Here is a 1,150-nt window from a genome sequence, read left to right as displayed (position 1 = left end):
ATGCCGACGATTTTGTAATTATTACAGATAGCCGGGAACATGCTGAATTTTGGAAATCATCGTTAAAGGAATTTCTGGAAACAGAGATGAAGCTGACATTATCCAAAGAGAAAACACTGATTACGGATGTAAGAAAGAAACACGCCACATTTCTCGGATACGAGTTTAAGGTAGTAAAGGGGAAAGGCGAACATGGTTATGTTACCAGAACACAGCCGGACAGAGAAAGACTGAAACGCAAAGTTGATGTGATAGCGGATAATATTAAGAAAATCCCACGGGATACAAGCCGTGAAAAGCTGATTGATGAAATCAATCGGATTAACAGCCAGATACGAGGGGTCATCCAGTATTATCAATGCTGCACATGGGTTAGCGTGAGCATGGACAAATATGGCAGAAAGATACAACTTGCAGCGAGCCGCCGGCTCAAAAAGTATAAAGGGAAATGGATTCGAGCCAAAGATACGCAGAACCTTCCCCGAATACACCAGAATTACAGGCAAAAGATACCTTCTGTCAAATACCGTGACATCTATGTTGGAGTTACATCGCTCACGTTCTGTAACTGGCAGGAAACGAGAGGGAAAAATCCAAAAGAAACGCCCTATACTGCCGAAGGACGGGAAATCAATTTCAGGCGCACTAAGAAGAAGCGCATACAAGCCAGATTGGATGATGTGTATTCAGAAAATGCGTCAATCGCTGTCTTAAAGGGTAAATGGGGCTATCTGAACAATTTTGAGTTTGTCATGAATAAGGCATACGCCCTGAACCGTGACCGGCTCAAATGCAGGGTTTGCGGAAAATGGTTGATAGACCATGCTCCATACACCCATAGAATTAACCCATATCTTCCGCTGGATAAAGTAAACCGTGTCAACAACCTTATATCAGTACACAAGAAATGCTATATGGCGATTAACACGCCGGGCATGGACATCAGTGATTATGAAAAACAAGTGCAAAAGAAGATTTTAAGTTATAGGGAAAAACTGGTAGTTTCACATACACGCAACAACTAATCCGTATTGATGGAGCGCCGTGTGCGACGAAAGCCGCACGCACGGTGCGACGTGGGGGAAAATCCGTCCTGACTACCATATCGGGAGATATGGCAAAAGCGGCGGATTACCTATCACAATCAGGT

At 43.7% G+C, this 1,150-nt stretch carries 1 pseudogene; it reads left to right on the top strand.

Annotated elements, in window-relative coordinates:
- Positions 1–1,025, top strand: a pseudogene (locus D8Q48_RS16980) (group II intron reverse transcriptase/maturase); the annotation flags it as partial.
- Between the last annotated feature and the right edge of the window lie 125 nt (positions 1,026–1,150).

Source organism: Ruminococcus sp. B05, from assembly GCF_003628495.1.
Taxonomy (GTDB): Bacteria; Bacillota; Clostridia; order Lachnospirales; family Lachnospiraceae; genus Schaedlerella; species Schaedlerella hominis.
The sequence above is the reverse complement of the archived record's forward strand: the minus strand, read 5'-3'. Positions and strand labels throughout refer to the sequence as shown.